The sequence below is a fragment of the Niallia sp. Kr1 genome (assembly GCF_050389805.1).
Classification (GTDB): domain Bacteria; phylum Bacillota; class Bacilli; order Bacillales; family Cytobacillaceae; genus Bacillus_BD.
In genome coordinates this window covers 3,788,315-3,812,107 of the sequence record NZ_CP130945.1, presented here as the reverse complement: position 1 = coordinate 3,812,107, position 23,793 = coordinate 3,788,315, and the positions used below count along the sequence as shown (strand labels likewise).

The following is a 23,793-nucleotide window of genomic DNA, read 5'->3' as shown; positions in this document are numbered from 1 at the left end:
ATCCTTCTTACCTATAAATCTATTATGCTCAATTTTTACTAGAAGAAAGAAGGAGATTTCCTTTGAATCAATATGTGGAGTTAGCCATTGGCTTTGCACGCACGGGTGTTACCGGATACGGAGGTGGACCGTCCACCATTCCATTAATTGAATATGAAGCAGTGAAGAAATACAAATGGATGAATGAAGATGAATTTGGTGAAATCTTGGCATTGGCCAATACGTTACCAGGCCCGATTGCGACCAAAATGGCCGCTTATATTGGCTATAAAGTAAAAGGTATTTTAGGATCGGTTATTGCCATTGCCACACATATACTCCCTTCGATTATTGCGCTAATTGGGCTATTAGGGGTTCTTTACATGTACAAAAGTTCCCCTATCGTTGCAGGGATGGTATTAGGGGTTTCACCTGTAATCGGGTATATGTTAGCAGAAATGGCATATCGTTTTTATGAAAAAGGACATAAAGGTTTAGGACTTTCAAAAATGTTGATTTTTACGGTTCTGTCTTTTGTTGTCATGCAAATTCTAGGTATTCATCCAGGTATTTTAATTGCCGCTTTTCTCTTATCCGCATTTATTATTGCTTATCGTAAAAAACAGGCTGCGAAAACAACAGAGGTCGTTGTTGGGCAGAAGGAAAGAAGCCTATGATGTATTGGGATCTTTTTTGGTCATTTTTCATTGCGAATATATTGGGGTATGGTGGCGGACCTGCAACGATTCCTTTAATTCAAAATGAAGTGGTCAATAATTATGAGTGGATGACATTATCAGAATTTGGGGATTTATTGGCGATTGCCAATGCTTTACCAGGACCGATTGCCACGAAATTAGCTGGTTATATTGGATTTGAGCTAGGGGGAGTACTCGGTGCAGTCATTGCCTTGTCTGCTACCATTCTTCCATCTGCGATTGCTGTCGTTATTCTCTTTAAGTTTGTAAATCTATTTAAAGATTCTGCTGAAGTTAAATTGATGACAAAATCGGTTCAACCGATTATTGCAGTACTTCTAGGTGTTATGGCGTACCAATTCTTTTTAGCAGCTTTCCAAGACAGTGGAGTCTTTCATCTCTTATTACTAACTGGATTAAGTTATTTAACATTAAGCAGATGGAAGGTACATCCGTCCTTTGTCATTCTTGGTGCTCTATGTTATGGCGGTGTTTTTCTATCCTAATACCTCCATATTTCGTTTAAGGAAGGAGGGATTAGATGGAGATCAAATGGGAAGAAGGACACTTATTATCAGTACGCGACCATGCTTATAAGTATTTAAAAGAATTAATTTTACAAGGAACTTTTAAAGCAGGGGATCGTCTTATCGAAAGAGATCTTGCAGCAAAACTAAATATTAGCCGTACCCCCATTCGGGAAGCTTTGTTTCGGCTAGAATCACAAGGCTATGTAAAAACCGTTCCAAGAAAAGGTGTTATTGTTACTGATATTTCTGAGCAAGAAGTCATTGAAGTTTTTACCATATTGTCTTCTCTTGAGGTTCTTGCCGTCAAACTTGCTGCTGAAAGAATGGAGCCTGCAACCAAAAAGCTATTAGATCAAAAAATCGAGGAATTAAAAAAGATCGAAGCAGAAGATGAAAATGATTTTGATTTACAGCATATTGAAATGAACCAGTTGATTAATCAAGCATCGAAAAGTCCGAAATTATTTGAAATTCTATCAGGTTTACTTGATTTTATTCATATGTCAGCAAATATGGGTTATGAAACACCGGGAAGAAGAAAAGAATCTTTACGCGAACATATTGAAATTATGAAGGCTTTAAGAGATGGAGAAGCAGAAATGGCTCAATATTTAATGAAAATTCATATCGAAAACTCAAAAAAAGCCTTTGTTTTATATATGAAAAATAGAAAGAAGAAAACAACCATTTAATGGGTTAATTTTTTCTTCAAATCTATATGATCCGATATGAGGAGGAGTTTTGATGCCAAAAATTAATTTTATCAATAGTAATAAAGTGATTGATGTTCCAGAGAACTCAAGTGTTTTAAGAATGTCCCTACGCTATGATGGTGAATTGCCAAATCGCTGTGGTGGTGGAATTTGTGGAAACTGTGTGTTTAAAATTGAAGAAGGTGCGGAATACCTAGATCAGGTTAAAACACATGAAAGAAGAAAGCTTGGGGATGAACTAGTAGAAAAGGGATATCGCTTAGGATGTCAAACCTTTGTGATAGATGGTGATATCGCCATTTCTTGGAATGAAGAAACAAGAAAAGAAGTAGTAAAAAGAAAACCAGAAAAACATAGAGTTTCACCGCAAACGATAAAATGATAAAAAGAGCTGTCATCTTGACAGCTCTTTTTATGCTCTATTCTTCTTTAGCTTCTTGGGAAGGAATTTCTTTCAATACGAGAACGAGCATAATGATCGCAACCAACCAATAAATAAGGAATCCACTTGGAACGATGGTTCTTAATGCCTCCATTATCATAAAGAAAATGGTCGGTAATGTGATACTATAGGCTGCAAGTCGCCATAGTCTTCCATATGTAAGGTTTCTTCTTAGCGTATTGTTTAAGATGAGACCAATTAATGCTAAAAAGAATACACCAATAAATTTACCTACAGATGATAAGAGATAAATGATAACAAGGACGATTGGAATAAAGATCGGTAAGAAGGATTCCATTGATGAGGTTAGTTCTACCACGTCTTCTTTCGTTAAATTTATCCCCTCTAGAACGGTGTATGGCAATGATTGAGATTGTCCTGCAAAGGTATAAATTACTTCATTTTTCAATATATAAATCGAATTGTTTGTATTTCCTGCATCATCACTTGTTACGGTACCGGTACTATCGAACATGATGGTGAAATCATCTTTATTAATTGTAATTGGAGCCTTTTCTTCAGAGCTTAACTCGCCATTTTCAATCGTAAACGAAGGTAAATCGTTTTGAACGGTAGTTTGCATCATTTGAAAATCATTCACGACCGTTGTACTGAAAAAATAAAAAGAAGGCAATAAAGAGATGAACGTAAGGAAAAATACGTAAAGAATCGTCTTCCCAATTCCTTGATTTCGAAAAGTTGAGATATCCTTTGGAGAATATAGACTGACAATGAGTTGTTTAAATATATTCATTTCACACATCCTTTAAGATTAATACTTATTTGAGCCTTATCATTGGAATTTAGACCATTCATAATTGTACCGTTTATAAAATAAATTGTACAATAATTAGAGGATTAGCATGATTATAGGAATAAAATGTAGGTAAAACAAGGAGGTAGGGTATGGAATATATCTATTGGGGTCTTATTATTATACTGTTTATTATTGCATTTATTGGTCTTGTGTATCCGATTATTCCGAGTGTACTTTTTATATTTGCGGGATTTCTATTATATGGTTTATTATTTTCATTTGAACCGTTTAATTGGGTGTTCTGGCTCATTCAAGGATTATTAGTTCTTTTATTAACAGGTGCTGATTATGTTTCGAATTTAATCGGTGTCAAAAAATTTGGAGGCACAAAAGCCGGTATTTGGGGAAGTACCATTGGGTTACTGGTAGGACCTTTTATTATTCCTTTTTTAGGGATCATCTTAGGTCCATTTTTAGGGGCATTTCTAGCAGAATGGATTGTTCACCGAACAAGTGTAAATGAAGCATTAAAAATTGGATTTGGTTCTGTCGTAGGGTTTATTAGTAGTATTTTTACAAAAGGAATCATCCAATTGATCATGATTCTCTATTTTATTTGGATTATTTGAGGGATGCTAAAAGCTAGGGATCAAAAATCGGTGAAAATGGTTTTTGATCCCCTTTGGATAATTTAGTTCAATCCACAAATTTGTTTACTACAGTTTTGACAGTCTACTTCATGTCTTAGGTAAGCTAAATTTTTAACCGTAAACCGTTGATGCTCATATGAGATCACATCTTTTTCTCTAAGTTCCTTTAACATTCTTTGAATCACTTCACGGGTACCGAATGTTAAATTAGCCAACTCTTGATGGGTAATAGGTAAATCAATTAAAATGCCATTCTCGGTTACAATACCATAGCTGTTGCATAATCGAATTAATATGGAATATAATCCACCTTTTTTACCGTTCATAATTAAATCTTGGCATTTTATTTGTGATTTTATATATCGAGTACTTAAATGATTAGATAGTGCTGCTAAAATACTTGGTTCATTTAATGCATACTCTTCAAATTGGGTTCTTTTAATCACAAGGATGTCGCAATTCGACATCGTTTTTGCAAAAAAATGATAAGAAGGATGTTGTTTAAATAATTCATACTCTATAATCACTTCTTCGCCACTTAAAATTTTTAAGATAAATTCCTTTCCTTTAACATGAACTCTTCCAATCGAAATGCTCCCATTTAATAGTAGATAGATATTCTCTACTTCTTCCTTTTCTTGAAATAAGAAGGAACCAACAGGTATTTTTTGAATCGGTTCTTTATCAATAAAATGTTGAATTAATAAACTATAGAGGGAAATGTTTAGTTCTTTAATATTTAACATCCGTTACACCCCTTTGGAATTACAATCTCTAATTTGATTTAATCAAAAAGTAGAATCTTGAGCAATATCGGTTCTCACCAATTAAGGATAAAAAGTGAACGGAATATGACTTATATCGTTGACATGACAGCTTTTTGGATATTCATGACAATTTATTGAATTTTAATAATGAAATGACTTTCCTATTCATTGAATAACGTCATCTTATTTGTTCAAACTACCCCTTATAGACAAAGGGGAGTTTTTTTATGAGTAAATTCAAAAAGCATCTGTTCGGAGAAATTGATTTAACGAAAGATTTGATACTTTTACTTTTGATTGGTGGGCTATATTCGCTTAGTATTGCTCTGTCTAATACGTTTGTTAATATCTTTTTATGGAAACAAACAGGGGATCTAATTGATATTGGTTTGTATAATTTAATGTCTGTTATTGCCCAACCATTGACCTTTATTCTGGCAGGAAGAATGGCAAAAAAGATCGACCGTGTTATCGTTCTAAGAATTGGTGTTATCTTTTTAGCCCTGTTTTATTTAAGCGTTTTGGGTTTTGGGTCAGATGCTGCTAAATACTTATTGCTACTAGGGGCTGTCCTTGGAATTGGCTATGGTTTCTACTGGTTAGCATTTAATCTTCTTACTTTTGAAATCACTGAGCCAGAAACAAGGGATTTCTTTAATGGGTTTTTAGGGATCTTAACATCTGCTGGTGGTATGGTTGGTCCGTTTGCAGCTGGTTATATTATTTCAAAAATGACAAAAACGTCTGGGTACTCGGTTGTATTTGGAATTTCATTATCCTTATTTGCTCTAGCTGTCGTACTAAGTTTCTTTTTAAAAAGAAGACCCGCAAGTGGAAAATACGCATTTAAAAGAATTCTAGCAGAGCGAAAAAATAATTATAATTGGAAAATGGTTACCAATGCTCATGTTTGTCAGGGATTAAGAGAAGGTATTTTTGCCTTTATGATTTCTGTTCTCGTCTTTCTATCGACTGGCACAGAAATGGCACTCGGAAAGTACGGATTACTGAATTCAGGTGTTTCGTTTGTTAGTTATTTTGCCGTATCGCGCTTAATCAAAAAAGAGCAGCGATTAAAATCGATATTAATAGGAGGAATTTTGTTATATGCAGCTTTATTCCTCATTGCTTTTGATGTTACTTACATGAAGTTAATGATATATGCAGTTACGATCGCAATTGCATACCCATTACTTCTTGTACCATATTTATCGATTACTTATGATGTAATCGGATCGGGTTGGCAGGCTGCTGAAATGAGAATCGAATATATCGTTGTTAGAGAAGTGTTTTTAAATATAGGAAGAGTTCTTTCGATTCTATTATTCATTATTATGGTAAAATTCATGGATACAAAGCAGAGCCTTCCCATTTTATTCTTGGTACTTGGTGCAGGTCATACGTTCATCTATTATTTTATAAGACGTGTGTCATTCAACACACAAACAAGAGAGGTCTAGTACCTCTCTTTTCCATTGAAAAATATTCATGTAAGGTTTCTGTGGTATTCTAGTACATTTTCTTTTAAAATAGAAATTGAATGGCTAGAGAAGGAAGTGAGAGGTTAGTTGAACAAGAAAAAGAAAAAGAAGAAGACTCATATCCCATTTCGACTAAATATGCTCTTTTTCATTGTATTTTTATTATTTTCAGTTTTAATTCTTCGTCTAGGCGTTGTTCAAATTGTTTACGGGGAAGACTATAAACGTGAGATTGAACGTACAGAAGATGTGACGGTTAATAAACCCGTTCCAAGAGGAAAGATGTATGATACGAACGGAAATATTGTAGTCGATAATTATCCAGAAAGAGCCATAACGTATACCAACAATGGAGTAAGCCAGGAGGAAATGATTGACGTAGCTACTAAGCTTGCGAAACTAATTGAAAAAGACACAAAAAAAGTGACTGAAAGGGATAAAAAAGACTTTTGGATTTTAAATAATAAGGAAAAAGCCGAAAAGAAGGTTTCGGAGAAAGAGCGTAATGAACTCAGCAAAAAATATGAAGATAAAGAAGAATTCAATAGTCAAGTTTATAAACTAACATTAGATCGGATTACAGAAGAGGATTTGAACTCATTATCTGATGAGGAGTTAGAGGTATTAGCCATCTATCGAGAATTTACAAGTGGTTATAAATTCACGCCGCAAATCGTTAAAAATAAAGGGGTAACAGCTAAGGAATTTGCTATTGTAAGTGAAAATCTGCAGCATCTACCTGGCGTTGATACTACAACTGACTGGGGAAGGTCTTATGCATATGGTGATACCTTAAGATCGATTTTAGGTGAAGTATCAAGTTCTGATAAAGGACTACCAGCAGAAGAAATCGACTACTATTTATCAAGAGGTTATAGCCGAAATGATCGAGTTGGTGTCAGTTATTTAGAAAAGCAATACGAAGATGTTCTACAAGGGCAGAAAGCAAAAAAGAAAAATATTACGGACCAATCTGGTGAAGTTGTAAGTTCAGAAGTGATAGCGGAAGGACAGCGAGGGAGAGATCTTGTCTTAACCATTGACATGGACTTACAGCGTGCTGTAGAGGCGATTATCGAAGATGAGCTGCGTTCGGCAAAAGCAATGGGAGGAACTAGACTTTTAGATCGTGCCTACGTTGTTTTAATGGATCCCAATACAGGTGAAATCAAATCTTTAGCCGGTAAAAGAATCGTAAGAGACGAGAAAACAGGCAAGACCGAAATGCAAGATGATGCACTTGGTACTTTTACAACTACATATACAGTAGGGTCGGTTGTAAAAGGTGCAACGATATTAACTGGATTCCAAACAGGTGCGATTTCACCTGGTACGGTGATTTATGATACACCGATTCGAATCAAGGGATCAAATCCATTTAGATCGTGGAAACCTTTAGGTCCTGTTAATGACGTTACAGCGTTAAAGTATTCATCTAATATATATATGGCGCAGACATTCTTTAGAATTGCTAATGCGAACTATGTGCCAAATCGATCTTTAAAATATGATCCTAATGCTTTTGGTACAATCAGACAGCATTTTGCTCAATTTGGATTAGGGGTTCGTACTGGGATTGACTTACCGAATGAACAAAATGGCTATAAGGGAGGACCTACGCTTGCGGGGTTAATGTTCTTGGGAATAGGACAATATGATACGTACTCCACTTTGCAACTTGCGCAATATGTATCCACCATTGCGAATGGGGGATACCGAATGGAACCGCATATGGTGAAGGAAATTCGTGAGCCGCAATTAGATAATGAGCTTGGACCTGTTGTACAGGAGATCCAGCCTAAAGTATTAAATCGTCTAGATCTAAAAGACGGATGGATTGAAAGGGTTCAACTTGGCTTTAAGAAGGTTACGCAAGAAACAGGTGGAACCGGTGCAAGTTACTTTAAAGGAAAACCTTATTCACCTGCTGGAAAAACTGGAACAGCTGAAGCCTTTTATGATGGCCCGTTAAGACAGTACAGAATGGATGAAGTCACGACGTTAAGTTTCGTAGGCTATGCTCCTGCAGAAAACCCTGAAATCGCTATGGCTGTTTTAGTGCCATGGGCATATCAAGGTGGAAATAATCCAAAATCCAACATGAAAATTTCCGAGAGAGTAATGGATACTTACTTTGAATTGAAAAAGCAACGGGCAATGAATGAAACGATTGAACAGAATTCGACAAATGAGCAGAGCAATGGCGATCAAGCAACAGGGGAAGAAGTGCAAGAAGAAAATAGCCCACAAGAATAGAGGAAAATACTGCTACAAATTAATGTAGCAGTATTTTTTTGGTCATTATGTAGAAACTATAATTAGGTTTAAAAACTCCATGAATTTGATTGAAAACATCCAAAATTCGACAAATTTACACAAGATTAAATGAAATTTACACTAGATTTACATTTCTTTTAAACGGAGTTAATAGTAAAGACTTATTCTTGGACATGTAGGACAAAACTAACAAAAAATTGGGGGATTAAGAGAAATGCAGAGTCTTAAAAAATTAAGCTTATTCTTGATTTTAGCAGCATTTATGGTTATTGCTGCAGCATGTGGAGGAAATGATGATTCAGCTGGAAATGCTGATGGTAATGATGATGCTGGTAATGATAATGCAGGAACAGAAGAAACAGCAGAATTAGAAGGTAGCGTTGTGGTTGACGGTTCTGGTACAGTTTTCCCATTCATGTCGAAAATGGCTGAAAACTACATGACAGAAGAACAAGAAAATGTTTCTGTAGAAGTAGGTCGTTCTGGAACTTCTGCTGGTTTCAAAAAATTCTTAGTTGAAGAAAACGGAACAGATTTTAACGATGCTTCACGTCCGATGAAAGATGAAGAAAAAACTCAAGCTGAAGAGTTAGGAATAGACGTACAAGAATTAAAAGTTGCTCTTGATGGTTTAACATTTGTTATCCACCCTGACAACGATTGGGCAAAAGAACTTACTGCTGAACAAGTTAAAAACATTTTCTTAGCAGAAGGAAATATTACAAAATGGTCTGATGTTGATCCAACATTCCCTGACGAAGAAATTAAGCGTATGGGACCAAACGAAAACCACGGAACATATGAATTCTTCTGGGAAAACATTCTTGAAGAAAAAGATTTAGCTGAAACAAATCTTCAACAAGAATACTCAACATTAGTTGACCTTGTATCAAAAGATAAAAATGCAATTGCATTCTTTGGCTATGGTTACTATGAAAGCAACAAAGATAAGCTACAAGCTGTAAGCATTGACTTCGGAAATGGACCTGTTGCACCAAGTGTTGATACAATTGGTGAAAGTGAAGAATTTGGTTATAGCGAATTCACTCGCCCAGTATTTACTTACTTAAACACTGGTAATGCAAAAGAAAAACCACAAGTTTTAGACTATGCTATTTATACAATGGAAAATGCACGTGAAGTAGCAGGTGAAACTGGTTTTGCTCCACTACCAGAAGAAGAAATTCAAGCTTCTCTTGATGCATTAAATGCTTTAAAATAATCCTGGTGATTATTGCCAAGAAGATGAGAAGTCGTTCTCATCTTCTTGCTTTTTTGTGAAAAAATTGGTACTTTTTGGATGATAAGATGAGATTTTTCTCCTTACATAACGCTATTATGGTTAAGGATGAAAGGGGTTATTACTTTGGAAAAGGCTTCTAATGAGAAGATAACAAACGGAACAAATATAAGAGAATTAATTGAAAAAAACAAGAAATCCTTTTCTGTAACGACAGTTACTGAAAAAATTATGCCTATATTACTTCTACTTATTGCCCTCGTTTCAATTTTAACAACTGTAGGGATTGTAGTTACTTTATTGGCTGAAACCATTGAATTCTTTAAGAGAATTCCATTTGTTGAATTTTATACTGGCACGATTTTAAAACCATTAGGGGATAATGCACAGTTTGGAATTTTACCGCTTGTGAGTGGAACCTTAATATCAACTGGAATTGCGATGCTTGTTGCCATCCCAATTGGATTAATGACAGCCATTTACTTAAGTGAATATGCAACCGATCGAGTTCGAAAAGTGTTAAAGCCTATTCTGGAATTATTAGCTGGTATTCCAACAATTGTATATGGATTCTTTGCCCTTACATTTGTTACTCCTTTATTACATGCAATTATACCGTCTTTACAACCAACAAACATTTTAAGTCCTGGGATTGTCATGGGAGTGATGATTATACCGATGGTTGCCTCACTCTCCGAAGATGCGATGAGTGCTGTACCGAATTCGATGAGAGAAGGGGCGCTCGCTTTAGGTGCAACCAAACTAGAAGTGACATGGAAGGTTGTTATACCTGCAGCGACTTCAGGGATTATTGCTTCATTTGTATTAGGTATTTCCCGTGCAATTGGTGAAACGATGATCGTGACAATCGCAAGTGGAAGTAATAAAAACTTCACATTCGATGTCACCCAATCCATGCAAACGATGACTGCTTATATTGTAGAAGTAACAGGTGGAGATGCTCCTGCTGGGTCGACTCTTTACTTTAGTTTATATGCAGTAGCCATGACATTATTTGTCTTTACATTGTTAATGAATTTACTTGCACAGTATATCTCTCGTAAATTCAGGGAGGAATATTAATATGAAATATATCGATTCATCACAAGTCGAGAAGCGAATGGGTTCTCGCTTAGCTAAGAATAATGTTGCAAAAACCATGTTCTTTTTATCAACACTTGTTGGACTAGTTGTACTAGTAGTATTATTTTATAGAGTCATTAGCGGCAGTATCGGTTGGATTGATTTTGAATTTTTAACAAACCGCACATCAACAGATCCTGATAAAGCAGGGATCCTAGGTGCCCTTATGGGATCGTTTTGGTTAATGGTCGTAGTGGCTCCTATAACACTTATATTAGGTGTGGGAACAGCGATTTACTTAGAAGAATATGCGAAAAAAGGGAAATTACAAACCTTTATACAAATGAATATTTCAAATTTAGCCAGTGTCCCGTCCATTGTTTTCGGGTTGTTAGGGATGACTGTCTTTTTAAGAGGAATGGATCTTGGTAATATCGTGCTTACAGGAGGATTAACCATGTCCTTGCTAATCCTTCCGGTAGTGGTTGTGTCTGCACAGGAAGCGATTCGTGCAGTACCGGGATTTCTAAGAGAAGCTTCTTTTGGTATGGGTGCAACTAAGTGGCAAACGATTCGTAATGTCGTATTACCAACAGCACTACCTGGAATTCTTACAGGTGTCATTTTGGCTCTTTCACGTGCAATTGGAGAAACAGCTCCATTAACTGTACTTGGAATACCGGCCCTATTAATGCCAATTCCAGAAGGTATTTTTGATAAATTTACCGTATTACCACTACAAATTTATTATTGGACGATTGATTCAGCATTAGTGGCTGAATATGCAAGCTTGGCTTCTGCTACGATTGTTGTATTGCTAATTTTATTATTCTTGATGAACTCAGTGGCAATCTTAATTAGAAATAAGTTTCAAAAGAGATTCTAACTTCTTTTTGGCTAGAAGTTAAAAATTGATGGAGGGGTATTCAAATGGCTGTAATTGAAAATATAAAGGTAACAGGTAACGATAAAGAGGAAAAGACTAGAAATGAAAAAAATGTTGTGTTTGATACAAAGGGTTTAAATTTATGGTACGGTGAAGATCAGGCACTAAAAAATATTAACCTTGAAATTAAAGAGAATGAGGTTACGGCAATTATTGGACCTTCTGGTTGTGGGAAATCAACGTATATCAAAACGTTAAATCGCATGATTGAGTTAATTCCATCTGTTAAAACATCAGGAGATATCTTGTACAGAGGAAAAAATATTTTAGATAAATCCTATAAAGTTGAAGATTTACGTACAAACGTTGGAATGGTTTTTCAAAAACCAAATCCATTTCCAAAATCAATTTATGAAAATGTGGTATATGGCCCTAAAATCCACGGAATCCGAAATAAAAAGATTCTCGATGAAATTGTGGAGAAAAGTTTACGCGGTGCAGCTATTTGGGATGAAGTGAAGGATCGTTTAAAGGAAAATGCGTATGGACTTTCTGGTGGACAGCAACAAAGACTTTGTATTGCACGTTGTCTAGCCATTGAACCAGATGTTATTTTGATGGATGAGCCGACCTCTGCACTTGACCCGATTTCAACATTAAAAGTAGAAGAACTTGTGCAGGAATTAAAGAAAGAATTTAGTATTATTATTGTTACACATAATATGCAACAAGCTGCGCGTATCTCTGATAAGACAGCTTTCTTCCTAAATGGTGAGGTTGTTGAATTTGATGAAACGGATAAAATCTTCTCTACACCTCAAGATAAACGTACTGAAGATTATATTACAGGTCGATTCGGTTAATAGAACTAAACACAGACGTTGCTTTGAGTAGCGTCTGTGTTTATTTTGACAATACTAGAAATTTGTTCAACAAATAGATATGATATAAATTACATAATATATAAGAAGGAATGTGATGGGTTTATGAAGGAGGACCAAAAGGTGCCAGTACGAGGAAAATTTGAAGATGAACTAAAAGAATTACAAGATAAACTTGTAAAACTTGTTGCAATCGCTGACAATGCCTTAGATTTAGCAATGAAAGCTTTAGAAACTCATGATGTTGATTTAGCTCTAAAAGTAATGGAAGACGATACGGTTGCAAATATGCTGTATGAAGAAATCGATGATTTTGCCATTTTATTAATCGCTAAACAACAGCCAGTTGCGATTGACCTTCGCCGAATTATCGTATCCATTAAAATCGCTTCTGATCTCGAGAGAATTTCTGATTTTGCTAAGAATATAGCTAAATCAACGATCCGCATTGGTCAAGAAGAGCATCTTAAAGAAATTATAAGATTGAAGAAAATGTATCGAATCACTTCAAGTATGCTTAAGGATGCCTTAAAAGCTTATCAAGAAGAGGATCTTGGTTTGGCGAAAAAAGTGGCTGATTTAGATAATGAAGTGGATTCGTTATATGGAGAAGTGATTAAAGATTTATTTGCATTAAATAACGAAAAATCTGAAAACTATGATCAAATCGTTCAAATGTTGTTTATTAATCGCTACTTGGAAAGAGCAGCTGATCATATTACAAATATTGCTGAACATGTATTTTATATGGTTAAGGGAAAACATTACGATCTAAATGAATAAACAAAAAAGGAACAGCTTAATTAGGCTGTTCCTTTTTTGTTTATTCATTTAGATCCTGTACAAGTCATACGGAGCTTACACTTCTCTTATTTATTGCCTTTAAAAGAAAATTCCATAATAATGGCTTGTACGTCTTTAACTTTTAAAGAAGACTGTTTAGCAATTTGTTCGATAGGAATTCCTTGTTTAGACAAAGACCAAACTTGATTTTTGATAATGTCATGAATATCATTTTTCTCTCTAGGAGAAATCGATGACATGGGGGATGGCTGATCTAAGTCTGTAACGAGTAGTTCTTCTTCTAATATTCTTAGTTTCTTTTTAATTTGATACACTTCTTGTAGTTGCTGCATCGAAAATTGATCTAGTTCTTCTCTCAATTCTTTATAAGGATCTTTTATAAAAAAGGAGATAGTAAAGAGTACAATCGCTAACAAGAATAAAATGATTAAAATAATCTCCATGGTTGTCACCTCAATAAATCAACTAATCGCTTCTAAACTATCTTATCATGATCTTTATTAAAATTCGACTGCCTGTCATTTGGGAGCAATAAATGTCGAGAAAAATCGGAAGATATTCGTCGAGTTTTGTCGAATATTAGTGAAAGTAAACAATATCGGGGGTTCAAAAAAATTATTAAACGGTTTAACCACACATTGTGAGAGGATTAGCAGAATACGACAAAATCTGTTTGTTGTAGCACGAATCAATAAATGCTACCATTATATTACAGATTTAAACATATAAATAAGTTGTTAAGAGTACTGTTATTTTTTTAGATAACCCTTGTTAAAGGTTTGTTTATGTTGATTTTTGACTTCTGTTGATTGAAGTGTATGGAACGTAAGTCTCACACAGTATCTAATAGAAAGCAAAGTGCCTAATATGGAAAAACAACATAGTTTAACAGAGCAGCTAGATCAAACGATTACAGGGGTTACGTCAAAGTATGATAAAAAATTTGAAAAGTGAAAATAAAGATAAAATAGGTGTTTATAAATGACAAAAATAATTGAGAATATTATTCCATTTAAACGAAAACAAAAACTATTTGACCAATTAATCTTTACACCAGGCATCTGGATTAACGGTAAGACATATTGGATAAAAAATAAAAATGAAATCTTTCTAATATCAGAAGGAATTTCCGTTAAAGTTCTACAAAAATCAAAACATTCTAAAGTAAATTATTTTGATATTTTTGTTACAAATCATAGTAAACAGGATAAGCAAGTAAAACTATTAATGATGTATCACCATTATAATCAAAGGAAAGAACAGGTTTCCTTTATCTCACCTGTGGAAAATGTCATTTATCATATTTCAGGGGGAATGGTTTATCTTGTAAATGGAATGTATAATGGAAACGGTTTTAATCATTATACGATTCAACCCAAATGGAATATTTCTAGTAACATTTTTTGGGAATGCCCAAAAAAAGGTAAACTTAACTATCTCCCAATGTTAAAGGGTTCTATAGCGAGTATTTATACATTTGACATGAATATTAGTGCAAGAGATGTGCAAAAATGTAGCTCTTGGTCTATATTGGGAAATAATAAGTACGAAATTAGCGAATTAAATAATCGCTTATTAAAAACATACTAGCATTTCGAAAAAAAAAGTGATATTATAGAAAAGTCGTATGAACGAACTAGCTTAGCTTCATTCAGCAGTATCCCTTTACTTCAATGGGAAGGGATAGAAGTTAGAAGGTTCTATTATTCAGTAGGGTTTTCAAACCTGCTGAATGAGGCTAAGCCTCCGGCGGATGTCTCGGATTTTTTACAATCCGAACGTAAATTCGACGGAGCGAATTTGAACATAAGTTTGGAGGGAAATAAACATGCGTGTTAATATTACGTTAGCTTGCACTGAGTGTGGAGACCGTAACTATATTTCTGTAAAGAATAAACGAAATAATCCAGATCGTCTTGAGCTTAAGAAATACTGCCCAAGAGAAAAGCGTACAACTACACACCGTGAAACAAAATAAGTAGCAGGGATTTATCCTGCTGCTTTTTTTGTTATTCTTGCATTCACCTGTAAAAGAGGAGTGACATATATGTTAGAAAAAACGGAACTACGTAAGAAAGTATCAGAAAGACTAAAACAGTTATCAAGCGAATTATACATAAAACAATCGGAAAAGATTGCTGACTATTTATATCAAGAAGAATGCTGGAGGAGTGCGAATACTATCGGGATTACCATTTCTAGACCACCTGAGGTAGATACTTATGCAATAATAAGGAAGGCGTGGGGAGAAGGAAAAAGAGTAGTCGTTCCAAAATGTATTCCAAAAGGAAGAAAAATGGATTTTCGGATTTTGGAGAATTTTGATCAACTCGAATCGGTTTATTTTGGGCTACTTGAGCCAATCGAATCACAAACCATAAAAATTGAACCAGAGCTGATTGATCTCCTTTTTGTTCCAGGATTAGCATACTCAAATGATGGTTATCGACTTGGATTCGGGGGCGGTTACTATGATCGTTTCCTAACCCATTATAAAGGAAATACGATTTCGCTAGCCTTTCACCAGCAAATGGTGTCAGTCCTTCCAATAGAAGACCATGATCTTCCTGTTAAGAAAATGATAACAGACATAGGGAGTTTAAGTATCTAATGTTTTTTTTCATAGTTGTTGTCTTGTTTATATTATTAGGGGTAATTGAGGGGAATCGTTCTCGCCTTTTATCTGTTTCAGGGTCTATTGCAGCGTTTTTTACAGGGGTTATTGTATATGCCGGACTTGGATTAAAAGGATTATTTCTCCTGGGGTTGTTTTTCTTAAGTTCAAGTGCATGGTCTAAAATAAAAAATACGAAAAAACAAAAGGCAGAAGAAATCCTTGTGAAAGGCTCCCAGCGTGATTGGCAGCAAGTACTAGCAAATGGTGGGCTTGCTGTATTCGCAAGTGCTTTATATTTACTCACAAATGACTGGGATTGGCTGCTTATCTTTTGTATCGCCATTGCTTCCAGTAATTCCGATACGTGGGCATCTGAAATCGGGTCTATGAGCAAAGGAATGCCTTATAATATCAAAACCCTAAAAAGAGTCGATAGAGGCACCTCAGGGGCAGTTAGTCCTCTTGGTACGCTAGCTTCGATTGCGGGATCATTTCTTATTGCCTTAGCTGGTTTCTTCCTTTTTCATTTGAATGTCATTGAGTTGGTTTTTATCACCGTTTTAGGGTTTGTTGGCAATGTAGCTGATACGTTCTTAGGAGCCTATATACAAGCAGGCTATCAATGCCCACAATGTGGAATGAAAACGGAAAGAACCCTTCACTGTGATCAAACGACAAAATTAATTAAAGGGTATTCAGTCTTTAATAATGATGTAATAAACTTTGTATCAGGTTTTATTTCTTTCGTTATTGGCTTATTGATTTTGAAAATATTCTAAGCAATTTTTGTTTCAATGGATAATTTAGTGTAGTTTTATCAAACTATTAACAGGAGGGATGATCAATGTCTAGAATTTTATCAATCCTGTTAATGGGAGTCGGCGGATACTTTTTATTTAAAAAACGTTTTCGATTTTTAAATGCGGCTTTAGGAAATCCACTGATTAGAAAAATAGCAGTAAATGCTTTTATGCGTATCCCTGGAATGAGGAACCGCATCATGGGATCTGTTTTTTCTCAAGGACCGAATCCCATTTAAAAGGAAAAATGATGAAAATCTAATCTTTTGGGAAAGGCCCACTATGGGTCTTTTTTGTATTTCCTGTTAAGTTGAGTATTTTGAAGGTAGATTACTGTCTAGCTGTTTTCATTATCGGGGTGAGCACATCAGGGAATGCTGCCTTCACAGGAACAAAAGACTTTTTGTTCCGAAGGTGCTTGAGCTTTTCGGAGTAATTTCTTTACTGAAAGTGAAAAATTGCCTATAGTAAAGTTAAAATGAAACGCTAAATAGAAAGTGGGAACCGTTTTGAGTTTTCGAGAAGAATTTCTCTTTTGGAGGCTGGCGCATTTACTGATCAGTGAAAATGGGTATCGCTTATTACAAATTTCAAAAAGTCAAAAAGAAATTTGGTTAGAAAATACGAATTCTAAGGAACCACAAGTGGTTAGGATTTTATTGCATCCACTTGATTGGAGTACTTGGATGCAACGAGATATTGGATTAACTTTAGTAAATAGTGAAAGAGTGCGTAAACAACTAAGAAAACGCAGTTTACATGTGTTTAATATATATGTGACACCATATCCGCCTGTGGATGATTATGAATTTCGTATTCATAAGCCAGCGGTTCATCCGAAGAAAAAGGCAAAGGTGACTTCGATTATTTGTGATGCACAAAATGGTGTGCAAAATCTAGCGAATCTTTTTTCAACTCCTCTATCTCTTCATGTAAAAGATGAGTATGAGGAATCTGAAGTGGAATGGGAGAAAAACTCTACTTTGTTGGCGATCAAAGAAAAGGTAAAGTCTGAAAAAGCAATATTTAATAATGCGAAGCCGGTTTTTACTTATCTTTTCATGGTTATTCAAATCCTTGTTTTTATTTTGATGGAATTTGCCGGAGGAAGCACCCAGTCTGCCGTGTTAATCGAATTTGGGGCAAAAGTCAATGCGTTAATTCTTCAAGGTGATTGGTGGCGGCTGTTTACCCCTATTTTCATCCATATTGGGATTTTACATTTACTCATGAATACACTGGCCCTATATTATCTCGGAATGACTGTTGAGAGAATATACGGTAACTTTAGGTTTCTTTTTATTTATGTTGCTGCTGGTTTTTTTGGTGCTTTAGCCAGCCTTCTTTTTAGCCCAAGTATTTCTGCTGGTGCGAGTGGAGCCATTTTTGGTTGTTTTGGTGCTTTATTATATTTTGGCACCATCTATCCGACTCTTTTTAAAAGGACGATGGGATTTAATATTTTTATCGTAATTGCGATTAATTTAATCTTCGGTTTTTCCGTATCTGGAATCGATAATGCAGGCCACATCGGTGGTTTAATAGGCGGATACCTCGCAGCAGCTATTGTTCATTTTCCTAAATCGAAGAAGGTTTTGTATCAAGGTACTTCATTGATTTTAAGTCTTATGCTTATAGGAATTGCTTTTCACTACAGTCAAAATAATCCTGGTAAATTAATTGATGAACAATCAGCTCTAATCCTTGGGCAAACTTATATTCAAAATGATGAATTCGATGAAGCCTATACCATTTTGAATAAATATAACGAGTATAATAGCAAAACCGTAAATACCCTTTTCCTTCTTTCTTTTTCAGAGATTAAAACAGGCAGAGTAGAAGAAGCAAAAAATCATTTACATGAAGTGATCCAATTGGAACCAAATTTCCATGAGGCCTATTATAATTTATCGTTGCTTTATTATAGTGAAGAAGATTTTCTGAAAGCAAAGGAATATGCAAGCAAGGCTGTAGAAAAACAACCATCGAATAATGATTATCAAAGTCTATTAGAGGAAATCAAGGAACATGATTCTCCTGAACCCTCTGCTTTAGGAGCATAATCTCACCATCATTCAATTCACTAATGACTAGAAGATGGGTTTGGTCATTTGCTAATAAGATTAACGGGGTGGTACTGCCGATCGGCTCTGTTACGGTACCATCTTGTTTTCTGATTCCAAGAAAATAGTTTTTATAAATTCCTTCCCATAATCGCCCGATAATTTCTTTAGACTCTCTTTCATTGAAGCCTGGAAGAGGATGATCTTCATATTGATAAATAGTAGTTAATGGAAAAATCGTATATTGATTACGTTGGAAGGAATATTGTTTCTCAGCATTTTCAAGAGTATGCACCCATTTTTTATTAATGTAATCGTCTATGAGTTTTTTCCATTCTTCATCCTGTTTGTGTACTGGAATTCGAAAAGAATGCAAGGGATGAAATTTAGAATCTAATACATAGAGAGCATCATGCGAGTGTTTTTGAGAACTTGTAATTTGATCATTCTCATGAATTTCAGCATGGTGAAAACTGATCGCTTCAAAATAGGTGCTCTCGTTGTGAATAGTGGAATCTTCAAGCGTTATTTTATCTTCGTTCCGTTTCCAATCTTTCCCCATAATAGCTATTAATTTTCCATTGCCAAACAACAGACTTATATCTTGTCGTAAGTAGGCTTTACGATCAAGAACGGAGCTTGTCCGCCATAATAACTCATAGCCTTTCTGGGTGTCATTCATAAACGTTAATGTCGTTTCAGCTGACTGGAATAAAGCAGCCTCGTTGGATGGAAAATAAGTGAAGCTCTCTTCTACTTGCTTTTTTGGGTTAAACATCGTAAATATCATTAACGATAGAACAAACATCGTGGTCATTCCAATATATTTTCTCAAGTGTCATTCTCCTTTTCCAGTTTTAGGGTAAAGGGTTGTCCGAGATAAATATATTCATAGATCGGGAAAATATACGTACAGGGACCCAAAGGATATATTGTGAGGGATATTTTTTTCGACTATAATTAATGGGAATTTACTAAAGGGTAGTTTTAAAAATGCATGTTGATTTTAAACTACTGTTGATTGTAGTGGAAGGCGCGGAGACTCCTACGGGAGAAGCGGAACAGGTAAGACAGCTAAGACATGAAGTGTCAAAGTGGCTCAGGCGTAGCTGGGTGGAAAGAAAAGTTCCATGGAAATCAACAACCAAGTTTAACAAAGTTATTAAGAAAAATGAGGAATATAAAATGAAAACAATTTATGACATACAACAATATTTAAAAAAGTTTGGGATTCTTATTTATATTGGAGATCGCATTTCGGACCTTGAACTCATGGAGTCTGAAATACACGAGTTGTATCGAGCACAGTTAATGGATGTCAGAGATTATCAGTCAGCAGTTTTATTGCTACGACATGAAATTCAATTATTAAAGAATCATAAGAAGTAAAGTAGGATTCGTTTCAGAAATTGAACTAGTCATGATTTCTTCTTTCTCATCATAAGTATGTTGTGGTGGGAAGGAGGAAGAAAAATGAAGGTAAAAGTCCGTCAAGGCGACACACTATGGCATTATAGCCGTTTGTTTATGATTCCTATCAATTTAATTTTGGATTCTAATCCAATGGTAAGTGCTGATCAATTACAAATAGGGCAAGAAATTAAGATACCAGGGTTTACGACCCAAACATATACGATTAAAAACGGTGATACTTTTTGGAAGCTTGCTCGATCAAGGAACCTATCGGTAGATGCGTTGCTATTGTTAAATCAATCGATAAATCCCAATCGATTAAATGTTGGTCAATCCATTCAAATTCCCCAACGAGTGATTCATTCCATCATTCAGCGAAATATAAATTATGATTATGCTCAAATGGTAAGAGATATTCGAACCTTAAAAAGTCAATTTCCATTTATTAAGATAACTCAGATCGGAAGTAGTGTACTAGGGAAGCGTCTTTATGAAATTAGGATTGGGAAAGGCACAAAAAAGGTTCATATCGATGCTTCGTTTCATGCAAATGAATGGATTACCACTCCAATCTTAATGGCTCATTTAAATACCTTTTTACTATCATTAACCAATAGTCAGCCAATACGAGGGTTAATGACTAATCCTTTATATCAATCTGTAGATTTATCTATTGTTCCAATGGTAAATCCAGATGGTGTCGATTTAGTATTGAATGGACCTTCTGCCTCTAGTAGAGAAGAGGTATTAAGAATCAATAATGGAAGTACCGATTTTAGCAATTGGAAAGCGAATATACGAGGTGTTGACTTGAACAACCAATTTCCTGCAAATTGGGAAATTGAAAAGGAAAGAAAAGAGCCGAAATCACCTGCACCAAGAGATTATCCTGGTGATGCACCGTTAACAGAACCTGAAGCCCAAGCAATGGCTGAGCTTGCTCAAAATAATAACTTTGATCGATTACTAGCTTATCATACACAAGGGGAAGAATTTTACTGGGGCTATGAAGGGTTGGAGCCGCCTGAGGCAAGTGTAATAGCAGCAGAATTTGAGAGAGTTAGCGGCTATCAAGCGATTCAATATATTGATAGTCATGCTGGATACAAAGATTGGTTTATTCAGGAGTTTAGAAAACCTGGATTTACGCTTGAATTAGGTTCTGGTGTCAATCCGCTGCCAATTTCACAATTTGACGAAATATATGAAGAAGTATTGGGGATTTTCCTTGCGAGTATGTATATGTAGAAACCATGATTCATTAAAAAAGCACCCGAGGGTGCTTTTTTAATGTGTAGCTGGAAATCCACTGTTTAAAAATGTCATAATTGAAAACCAACCAAACACAGCAAAAGTACCAAAAGCAAAGAGGATTCCTAAAATATTTTTACTTTTTAAAGAACGTAAGAGACCAATAGCCGCAAGAATTGCTACTAGTAGAAAAATAATGACAGTACCCATAAAAAAGCCCCCCTATTGTTTGATCTCATTATTAACACATTTTACTTTAGGTTAACTCCTACTATTTTATAATTTTTCTGAAAGTTTGTCGAGATTAAAAAGTAAGACTTTTCTAAATAGTGCATATAAAATCAATCATTTCGCTTTTATTTGTAGTTAGTGTAAAATAATTTTGAATAGTTAAAAGGGGAGGAACTTGTTAAATGGAATGGAAGCAAATTCCACTAGGACCAGTGCAAACGAACTGCTATGTCCTAAAGAGGGAAGATTCATCGTGTTTAATTGTCGATCCAGGAAGTGAAGGAGAAAAGCTGATTCAATATCTTCAGAAAGAAGATTTAAATCCAGTTGCTGTCGTATTAACCCATGCTCATTTTGATCATATTGGGGCGATAGATACAATTCGAAGTGCCTATCATATCCCTGTGTATGTACATGAAAAGGAAAAGGACTGGCTGTCTTCACCAGAGCTTAACCTATCTGAACATATGCAAGTTGGAAAAGTTCAAGTAAATGGAGCAGATGAAATCATCAAGGGAGAGCAAGAATTAACGATCGGTTCATTCACATTCCAAATATATGAAACACCTGGTCATTCACCAGGGAGTATTTCTTTATACTTTGAGAGTGATGGGATTATCTGCAGTGGTGACGCTTTATTTAAAGGTAGCATTGGACGAACGGACTTGCCAGGGGCTAATCATGAACAACTATTGAAAAGCATTCATGAAAAGCTATTAACCTTGCCTGAGGACACGGTTGTTCTATGTGGACATAATGATGTTACAACTATCGGGAATGAAATGAACTCAAATCCATTTCTCAATGGTTTTTAAGAGACGAATCTGTAAAAGGGATTGTTGATTTTTGGATGACTGTTAGAAAGCAGGAAGACTCTTGCGGAAGAAGTAAAACCAGACAAGCCACCTTGGAGAAGAAGCGTCAAGGTGGCTTGGTATAGCTAAGCAGAAAGTAATGTGTCTGAACGGAAAATCAACAACCCATACAGTCTTAAGAAATAAATCTTTTTCTTAAAACCAGAGAAAATAGAAAAACCCTTTCAATAAGAAAGGGTTTTTCTGGGGATATTCGAATTCTAGTAATGGGAGGGTTATTGTTTTGCTATTACATATACAATATAACAAACATAACACTATGTCAATAGTGTTTACTCGATTTGGTGATAAAAATGCAGAAAATTCTTAATGATCTTATTCTCTCTAAATCATCTAAGATGATCACTTACCATGAATATATGAATTTGGTCTTATACGATCCACAATATGGTTACTATATGAAGGAAAAAGAAAAAATCGGTTCTAAAGGGGACTTTATAACATCTAGTAATTACGCAGACATCCTCGGTTACTTATTCGCAAAGTGGTTTGAAAAGAAAATCAAAGAAAACTCGTTAGCCCCTATATTTTGTGAGATTGGGGCAGGGAATGGTCGATTTGCTAAGGCGTTTATGGAAGAATGGTATAGCTGTCCCCGAGAAGAGTTAACGTATATCATTATTGAAAAAAGTCCATATCATAAACAACTTCAACTAGATCAATTTGAAGAAAATTGGAATGTAAGATATGTAAATAGTGTCCAAGACTTAAATCAATTTAAAGGAATGGTTTTTAGCAATGAATTATTTGATGCATTTCCCGTACATGTGATTGAAAAAGATCAGGGACAGTTATATGAGATCATGGTAAGTATTGAAAATAACCTTTTGGTAGAAAAAAAAGTGCCGTTAACAGATGAGGCTATTTTTAATTTTATCGAGGATTACGACATTATCATCACGGACGGACAGCGAATCGAAATTTCGCTTGATATGGAAAATATGATCTCTGATATCAGCTCCGCCTTAGAGGCTGGGTTTGTTGTTACGATTGATTATGGGTATTCCAATGAAGAATGGCAGGTACCTGTTCGGAAAGAGGGAAGCTTGAGGGGATACTATCAACACAAGTTAGTAAAGAATGTGCTAACACATCCTGGAGAAATGGATATGACGAGTCATATTCATTGGGATGCATTGGAGAAGGTTGGTGAAAAATACAATCTTCAGAAAATAAATAGATGGAGACAACATGATTTTTTACTCTCAATTGGCATTTTAGAGGAATTGAAGAATCATGGGGACTTAAACCCGTTTTCTGAAGTAAATAAACGGAATCGTGCCATCCGCAGTTTGATTATGCCGCAGGGAATAAGCGATGCTTTCCATGTGTTGCTGCAGAGAAAGATTTAACAT

27 protein-coding genes are annotated in these 23,793 nt (G+C 35.3%); 22 read left to right on the top strand and 5 right to left on the bottom strand.

Annotated elements, in window-relative coordinates; genetic code table 11:
• Nucleotides 1–62 precede the first annotated feature (62 nt).
• From Q5760_RS18730 to Q5760_RS18715, 4 genes are read left to right on the top strand one after another with little or no spacing between them, the layout of a single operon-like run.
• Complete coding sequence (locus Q5760_RS18730; protein ID WP_428909132.1) at nt 63–656, top strand: chromate transporter; 594 nt, start codon at nt 63–65, stop codon at nt 654–656.
• A complete protein-coding gene (locus Q5760_RS18725; protein ID WP_428909131.1) occupies nt 653–1,183 on the top strand; it encodes a chromate transporter in 531 nt (176 codons plus the stop codon). The genes Q5760_RS18730 and Q5760_RS18725 overlap by 4 nt, the downstream gene beginning before the upstream one ends.
• A gap of 35 nt (nt 1,184–1,218) precedes the next feature.
• On the top strand, nt 1,219–1,899 hold the full coding sequence (locus Q5760_RS18720) for a GntR family transcriptional regulator (protein ID WP_428909130.1): 681 nt from the start codon (nt 1,219–1,221) through the stop codon (nt 1,897–1,899).
• Nucleotides 1,900–1,951: 52 nt separating this feature from the next.
• Complete coding sequence (locus tag Q5760_RS18715; RefSeq protein ID WP_428909129.1) at nt 1,952–2,302, top strand: 2Fe-2S iron-sulfur cluster-binding protein; 351 nt, start codon at nt 1,952–1,954, stop codon at nt 2,300–2,302.
• Between the two features lie 37 nt (nt 2,303–2,339).
• Here the strand turns inward: Q5760_RS18715 and Q5760_RS18710 are convergent, their stop codons facing one another.
• Nucleotides 2,340–3,116 (bottom strand): DUF1189 domain-containing protein, encoded by a 777-nt coding sequence (locus Q5760_RS18710; RefSeq protein WP_428909128.1) that lies wholly within the window; start codon nt 3,114–3,116, stop codon nt 2,340–2,342.
• Between the two features lie 152 nt (nt 3,117–3,268).
• Here Q5760_RS18710 and Q5760_RS18705 point away from each other — a divergent pair, with 152 nt between their 5' ends.
• The gene (locus tag Q5760_RS18705; protein WP_428909127.1) at nt 3,269–3,748 is read left to right on the top strand and encodes a DUF456 domain-containing protein; all 480 of its coding nucleotides are present in this window, start codon (nt 3,269–3,271) and stop codon (nt 3,746–3,748) included.
• Between the two features lie 62 nt (nt 3,749–3,810).
• On the opposite strand, the gene Q5760_RS18700 is transcribed toward Q5760_RS18705, so the two are convergent.
• On the bottom strand, nt 3,811–4,515 hold the full coding sequence (locus Q5760_RS18700; protein ID WP_428909126.1) for a Crp/Fnr family transcriptional regulator: 705 nt from the start codon (nt 4,513–4,515) through the stop codon (nt 3,811–3,813).
• Nucleotides 4,516–4,763: 248 nt separating this feature from the next.
• Between Q5760_RS18700 and Q5760_RS18695 the strand changes: the two genes are divergently transcribed.
• The 7 genes from Q5760_RS18695 (at nt 4,764) to phoU (ending at nt 13,167) form a co-directional block, all read left to right on the top strand.
• Complete coding sequence (locus Q5760_RS18695) at nt 4,764–5,996, top strand: MFS transporter (protein WP_428909125.1); 1,233 nt, start codon at nt 4,764–4,766, stop codon at nt 5,994–5,996.
• A gap of 159 nt (nt 5,997–6,155) precedes the next feature.
• Nucleotides 6,156–8,273, top strand: coding sequence for a peptidoglycan D,D-transpeptidase FtsI family protein (locus tag Q5760_RS18690; RefSeq protein ID WP_428909124.1), 2,118 nt, complete (start codon nt 6,156–6,158; stop codon nt 8,271–8,273).
• 235 nt (nt 8,274–8,508) lie between these two features.
• Nucleotides 8,509–9,516, top strand: a complete 1,008-nt coding sequence (locus Q5760_RS18685; RefSeq protein WP_428909123.1) for a PstS family phosphate ABC transporter substrate-binding protein — start codon at nt 8,509–8,511, stop codon at nt 9,514–9,516.
• 126 nt (nt 9,517–9,642) lie between these two features.
• Nucleotides 9,643–10,617: a phosphate ABC transporter permease subunit PstC gene (gene pstC, locus Q5760_RS18680; RefSeq protein WP_428909122.1), complete on the top strand. Its 975-nt coding sequence runs from the start codon at nt 9,643–9,645 to the stop codon at nt 10,615–10,617.
• Between the two features lies 1 nt (nt 10,618).
• Entirely contained in the window at nt 10,619–11,503 is an 885-nt protein-coding gene (gene pstA / locus Q5760_RS18675) for a phosphate ABC transporter permease PstA (RefSeq protein ID WP_428909121.1), read from the top strand.
• Between the two features lie 44 nt (nt 11,504–11,547).
• The gene (pstB, locus tag Q5760_RS18670; protein ID WP_428909120.1) at nt 11,548–12,366 is read left to right on the top strand and encodes a phosphate ABC transporter ATP-binding protein PstB; all 819 of its coding nucleotides are present in this window, start codon (nt 11,548–11,550) and stop codon (nt 12,364–12,366) included.
• Between the two features lie 141 nt (nt 12,367–12,507).
• Entirely contained in the window at nt 12,508–13,167 is a 660-nt protein-coding gene (gene phoU, locus Q5760_RS18665; RefSeq protein WP_428909119.1) for a phosphate signaling complex protein PhoU, read from the top strand.
• An 86-nt stretch (nt 13,168–13,253) separates the two neighbouring features.
• On the opposite strand, the gene Q5760_RS18660 is transcribed toward phoU, so the two are convergent.
• A complete protein-coding gene (locus tag Q5760_RS18660; protein WP_428909118.1) occupies nt 13,254–13,631 on the bottom strand; it encodes a hypothetical protein in 378 nt (125 codons plus the stop codon).
• Nucleotides 13,632–14,169: 538 nt separating this feature from the next.
• Between Q5760_RS18660 and Q5760_RS18655 the strand changes: the two genes are divergently transcribed.
• The 6 genes from Q5760_RS18655 to Q5760_RS18630 all read left to right on the top strand — a co-directional run bounded on the left by Q5760_RS18655 (nt 14,170) and on the right by Q5760_RS18630 (nt 18,668).
• On the top strand, nt 14,170–14,778 hold the full coding sequence (locus Q5760_RS18655; protein ID WP_428909117.1) for a hypothetical protein: 609 nt from the start codon (nt 14,170–14,172) through the stop codon (nt 14,776–14,778).
• 238 nt (nt 14,779–15,016) lie between these two features.
• Nucleotides 15,017–15,166, top strand: coding sequence for a 50S ribosomal protein L33 (gene rpmG, locus Q5760_RS18650; RefSeq protein ID WP_428909116.1), 150 nt, complete (start codon nt 15,017–15,019; stop codon nt 15,164–15,166).
• A gap of 69 nt (nt 15,167–15,235) precedes the next feature.
• Nucleotides 15,236–15,799 carry a 5-formyltetrahydrofolate cyclo-ligase gene (locus Q5760_RS18645; RefSeq protein ID WP_428909115.1) on the top strand — a complete coding sequence of 188 codons (564 nt, stop codon included), beginning with the start codon at nt 15,236–15,238 and terminating at the stop codon, nt 15,797–15,799.
• Complete coding sequence (locus tag Q5760_RS18640) at nt 15,799–16,584, top strand: DUF92 domain-containing protein (RefSeq protein ID WP_428909114.1); 786 nt, start codon at nt 15,799–15,801, stop codon at nt 16,582–16,584. The genes Q5760_RS18645 and Q5760_RS18640 overlap by 1 nt, the downstream gene beginning before the upstream one ends.
• A gap of 65 nt (nt 16,585–16,649) precedes the next feature.
• Nucleotides 16,650–16,844: a hypothetical protein gene (locus Q5760_RS18635; RefSeq protein ID WP_428909113.1), complete on the top strand. Its 195-nt coding sequence runs from the start codon at nt 16,650–16,652 to the stop codon at nt 16,842–16,844.
• A gap of 270 nt (nt 16,845–17,114) precedes the next feature.
• Nucleotides 17,115–18,668, top strand: coding sequence for a rhomboid family intramembrane serine protease (locus Q5760_RS18630; protein WP_428909112.1), 1,554 nt, complete (start codon nt 17,115–17,117; stop codon nt 18,666–18,668).
• Here the strand turns inward: Q5760_RS18630 and Q5760_RS18625 are convergent.
• Complete coding sequence (locus Q5760_RS18625) at nt 18,625–19,503, bottom strand: hypothetical protein (RefSeq protein ID WP_428909111.1); 879 nt, start codon at nt 19,501–19,503, stop codon at nt 18,625–18,627. The two genes, Q5760_RS18630 and Q5760_RS18625, sit on opposite strands and share 44 nt — an antisense overlap.
• 350 nt (nt 19,504–19,853) lie before the next feature.
• On the opposite strand from Q5760_RS18625, the gene Q5760_RS18620 reads away from it, so the two are divergent.
• Both Q5760_RS18620 and Q5760_RS18615 read left to right on the top strand, forming a co-directional pair.
• A complete protein-coding gene (locus tag Q5760_RS18620; protein WP_428912628.1) occupies nt 19,854–20,057 on the top strand; it encodes a YqgQ family protein in 204 nt (67 codons plus the stop codon).
• 84 nt (nt 20,058–20,141) lie between these two features.
• Nucleotides 20,142–21,329: a M14 family metallopeptidase gene (locus Q5760_RS18615; RefSeq protein WP_428909110.1), complete on the top strand. Its 1,188-nt coding sequence runs from the start codon at nt 20,142–20,144 to the stop codon at nt 21,327–21,329.
• A gap of 39 nt (nt 21,330–21,368) precedes the next feature.
• Here Q5760_RS18615 and Q5760_RS18610 read toward each other — a convergent pair whose 3' ends face one another.
• Complete coding sequence (locus tag Q5760_RS18610) at nt 21,369–21,542, bottom strand: DUF2759 domain-containing protein (protein ID WP_428909109.1); 174 nt, start codon at nt 21,540–21,542, stop codon at nt 21,369–21,371.
• 203 nt (nt 21,543–21,745) lie between these two features.
• Between Q5760_RS18610 and Q5760_RS18605 the strand changes: the two genes are divergently transcribed.
• Nucleotides 21,746–22,378: an MBL fold metallo-hydrolase gene (locus tag Q5760_RS18605; protein ID WP_428909108.1), complete on the top strand. Its 633-nt coding sequence runs from the start codon at nt 21,746–21,748 to the stop codon at nt 22,376–22,378.
• Nucleotides 22,379–22,731: 353 nt separating this feature from the next.
• Nucleotides 22,732–23,790: a class I SAM-dependent methyltransferase gene (locus Q5760_RS18600; protein ID WP_428909107.1), complete on the top strand. Its 1,059-nt coding sequence runs from the start codon at nt 22,732–22,734 to the stop codon at nt 23,788–23,790.
• Nucleotides 23,791–23,793 lie beyond the last annotated feature (3 nt).

Bases quoted from the DNA above. Each gene is read 5' to 3' on its own strand.
- Q5760_RS18725 (WP_428909131.1), top strand. From the start codon at position 653: ATGATGTATTGGGATCTTTTTTGGTCATTTTTCATTGCGAATATATTG.
- Q5760_RS18720 (WP_428909130.1), top strand. From the start codon at position 1,219: ATGGAGATCAAATGGGAAGAAGGACACTTATTATCAGTACGCGACCAT.
- Q5760_RS18715 (WP_428909129.1), top strand. From the start codon at position 1,952: ATGCCAAAAATTAATTTTATCAATAGTAATAAAGTGATTGATGTTCCA.
- Q5760_RS18710 (WP_428909128.1), bottom strand. From the start codon at position 3,116: ATGAATATATTTAAACAACTCATTGTCAGTCTATATTCTCCAAAGGAT.
- Q5760_RS18705 (WP_428909127.1), top strand. From the start codon at position 3,269: ATGGAATATATCTATTGGGGTCTTATTATTATACTGTTTATTATTGCA.
- Q5760_RS18700 (WP_428909126.1), bottom strand. From the start codon at position 4,515: ATGTTAAATATTAAAGAACTAAACATTTCCCTCTATAGTTTATTAATT.
- Q5760_RS18695 (WP_428909125.1), top strand. From the start codon at position 4,764: ATGAGTAAATTCAAAAAGCATCTGTTCGGAGAAATTGATTTAACGAAA.
- Q5760_RS18690 (WP_428909124.1), top strand. From the start codon at position 6,156: ATGCTCTTTTTCATTGTATTTTTATTATTTTCAGTTTTAATTCTTCGT.
- Q5760_RS18685 (WP_428909123.1), top strand. From the start codon at position 8,509: ATGCAGAGTCTTAAAAAATTAAGCTTATTCTTGATTTTAGCAGCATTT.
- pstC (WP_428909122.1), top strand. From the start codon at position 9,643: ATGAAAGGGGTTATTACTTTGGAAAAGGCTTCTAATGAGAAGATAACA.
- pstA (WP_428909121.1), top strand. From the start codon at position 10,619: ATGAAATATATCGATTCATCACAAGTCGAGAAGCGAATGGGTTCTCGC.
- pstB (WP_428909120.1), top strand. From the start codon at position 11,548: ATGGCTGTAATTGAAAATATAAAGGTAACAGGTAACGATAAAGAGGAA.
- Q5760_RS18660 (WP_428909118.1), bottom strand. From the start codon at position 13,631: ATGGAGATTATTTTAATCATTTTATTCTTGTTAGCGATTGTACTCTTT.
- Q5760_RS18655 (WP_428909117.1), top strand. From the start codon at position 14,170: ATGACAAAAATAATTGAGAATATTATTCCATTTAAACGAAAACAAAAA.
- rpmG (WP_428909116.1), top strand. From the start codon at position 15,017: ATGCGTGTTAATATTACGTTAGCTTGCACTGAGTGTGGAGACCGTAAC.
- Q5760_RS18645 (WP_428909115.1), top strand. From the start codon at position 15,236: ATGTTAGAAAAAACGGAACTACGTAAGAAAGTATCAGAAAGACTAAAA.
- Q5760_RS18640 (WP_428909114.1), top strand. From the start codon at position 15,799: ATGTTTTTTTTCATAGTTGTTGTCTTGTTTATATTATTAGGGGTAATT.
- Q5760_RS18635 (WP_428909113.1), top strand. From the start codon at position 16,650: ATGTCTAGAATTTTATCAATCCTGTTAATGGGAGTCGGCGGATACTTT.
- Q5760_RS18620 (WP_428912628.1), top strand. From the start codon at position 19,854: ATGAAAACAATTTATGACATACAACAATATTTAAAAAAGTTTGGGATT.
- Q5760_RS18615 (WP_428909110.1), top strand. From the start codon at position 20,142: ATGAAGGTAAAAGTCCGTCAAGGCGACACACTATGGCATTATAGCCGT.
- Q5760_RS18610 (WP_428909109.1), bottom strand. From the start codon at position 21,542: ATGGGTACTGTCATTATTTTTCTACTAGTAGCAATTCTTGCGGCTATT.
- Q5760_RS18605 (WP_428909108.1), top strand. From the start codon at position 21,746: ATGGAATGGAAGCAAATTCCACTAGGACCAGTGCAAACGAACTGCTAT.
- Q5760_RS18600 (WP_428909107.1), top strand. From the start codon at position 22,732: ATGCAGAAAATTCTTAATGATCTTATTCTCTCTAAATCATCTAAGATG.